Raw genomic sequence first — 2,653 nt, 5'->3', positions numbered from 1 at the left:
GTCCGGCAGTCCCAGGGTGTTGTAGGGCACCTGGGTGCGCAGCGTGGCGACGAAGGTGTCGATCCGCTTGAAGAACACGCCGCCGGCCAGCATGGCGCCCTGAGCGGGGTACCATTCCAGCGACAGGTCGAGGTTCTTGGACTGGGTCGGATCCAGATCCGGATTGCCGGACGAGAAGGTCCGGTTGGCGCCCTGGACGCTGACGTCGCCGCCCGGCGACAGCGAGCCGATGCCCGGTCGCGAGATGGTCTTGGCGGCGCTGATCCGGGCGACGATGGTGTCGGTCAGGTCGGCGGCCAGGTTGAACGACGGCAGGGTCATGTCGTAGTCGCGCCGGACATTGACCAGCTGCACCGCGCCGTTGACCACCGCGTAGCCGCCCGACTCCTGCTGGGTGTTGACCTGACGCACGCCGGCGTCGCCGCGGAAGGGCAGGCCGAAGGCGTCGAACCGGAATTCGGCCTCGATATAGGCGCCGGCGTCCTTCTCCTCGACCGTGCCGTACTGACCCCGGGCCGAGCTGTTGTTGGTGTTGGTCAGGGCGTAGATGCCGGTGTTGCTGTAGATGCCGTAGGCCTTGGCGTAGGCGTCGATGTCGGGCGTCAGCCAGGACGTGGCGTTGCCGGCCGGCAGGCCCAGGTTCTTGCCGAAGCCCGAATAGACCTTGGAGACGGCGGCCAGCTGGGCCGGGGTCAGGGTCTGGGAGACGGTCTCGCTGGTCCGGTACTGGCCGTAGCTGTCGTACTCGAACTTGCGGAAGTCGACCCCGGCCTTGAGGGTCAGCTTGTCGTTGAACTCGTACTCGCCGAAGAGCTTGCCGGTCGTGAACTGGTTTTCGACGAACTGCGGCCGCAGGCGCACTTCGGAGGTGCCGTTGATGGCGCTCCAGTTGGCCGGATCGGCGGCGTCGAAGCCCAACAGGATGGTCGGCAGGCGATGGTTGCGGAAGTCGTACGAGTAGCCCTGGCTGTTGGCCCGGTCGAAGGTGACGATCGTCGAGACCGGCTGGGTGAAGGTCGAGTCCGCGTAACCGACCAGGGCGCCGACCTTGAACTTGTCGCTGAACCGGTGATCGCCCGAGAGGGTGAACTGCTTGAACTCGGTGTTCAGCTCGTCATAGGCCGACTGGGTGCGCAGATCGACGTTGTCGAGCTTGGCGTAGACCAGGTTGTTGTTGGCGTCGACGACCCCGTCGCGGATGATGGTCTGAGGCTTGCCCACGCCGTTGCGCGACAGGCCCAGCGCCTGGATCTGGGCTTCCTTGCGGGTGCCGGCCAGATAGGAATAGAGCGCGTCGAACGACACGGTGGTGTTGTCGGTGGGCCGCCACTGCAGCGAGCCGCTGGCCCCGAAACGCTTGGATTCGATGTCGTAGCTGACATAGGCCGGGATGCGCGGGTGATAGATCGCGCCGACCGTGCTGGGGTTGTTGATCTGGGCGATCGTGTAGCCGGGCAGGGTGGAAAGCGGGCTGAAGCCGTTTTGCGAACCGCTGTTGGTCCAGCGCGTGATGTTGGCGCCTTCCTCGAGCAGGCGGCGATCCTCGTAGGCTACCGAGAGCAGGGCGCCGAACGTGCCGTCGCGCCAGGTGCGGCTGGCCAGGGCCGACAGGCGCGGACCGGCCTTTTGCGCCAGGTCATTGTAGCTGGCCTGAGCCGACAGCACGAGCTGGGGCTTGCTGGAGTCGAAGGGGCGGGCGGTGTTCAGGTCGACGGTCGCGCCCAGCGAGCCTTCCTCGACATCGGCCGAGGCGGTCTTGCGCACGGCGATGCTGTTGAACAGGTCCGAGGCGAAGATGTTGAAGTCGAAGCCGCGGCCGCGGTTGGTGCCGCCGCTGTTGGCCGTGCCGCCGGTGGTGGAGATCGCCTCCATGCCGTTGATGCGGACGCGGGTGTATTCCGAACCCAGGCCCCGGACCGAGATCTGCCGGCCTTCGCCGTTGATCCGCGAGATCGAGACGCCGGGAATGCGCTGCAGCGACTCGGCCAGGTTCAGGTCGGGGAACTGGGCGATGTCCTCGGCCTTGATGGCGTCGACCACGCCCGAGGCGTTGCGCTTGACGTTGATCGCGCTGGCCAGGCTGGCGCGGAAACCGGTGACGACCACCTCCTCGACCGCGTTGTCGGCCTGAGCCGCGTCCGGGGCGGGCGGCGGAACGTCCTGGGCGTGGGCCGCGCCGGCCGCGACGGCCAGGCTCACGGCCAGGCCGGACGCGCCGCAGCGCAGGATGGTGCGAAGATTCCAGGTGGCTCGAGACGCCATAGTTCCCTCCCATGCCCGCGATCTCACGGGTCTTCTTCTTTTTGAGGCCGATCAGACGCCGACCTCTTTCGGTACGGAAAAGATAGGGTCCGGCGCGTCGCGGGGGCCAATCCCAATCGGGCATGGACCGATGCAGGATCTGCACCGATGCCCGGCGCCGCGACAGCCTAAACCCGGTTTGATTGAGGAAAACCCTGGTCCGCCAAGGAGGCGGACGTCACGGAAGGCGCGTCAGGGCGGGGTCATCGATGTCCGCGTTGGATCGGTTGATAGGCGATTTGATTTAGACCTCGCCGCCCGGCGTCTCTAGCCTCTAGGTCATGGAGCCCTGGAAAGGGCCGCGCGGCGCGACAGCGCCGCGATAAGAACGACACTGGGAAGGGACGCGATG

The 2,653-nt window shown here is 66.6% G+C and carries 1 protein-coding gene; it reads right to left on the bottom strand.

Annotated elements, in window-relative coordinates; all coding sequences use genetic code 11:
* On the bottom strand, nt 1-2,262 hold a 2,262-nt coding region (locus AC1DZ6_RS23160), incomplete at its 3' end, for a TonB-dependent receptor (RefSeq protein WP_477099463.1).
* Between the last annotated feature and the right edge of the window lie 391 nt (nt 2,263-2,653).

This window comes from Caulobacter sp. P1_B12_2, from assembly GCF_056406675.1.
This window is presented reverse-complemented; position numbering and strand designations above follow the sequence as displayed.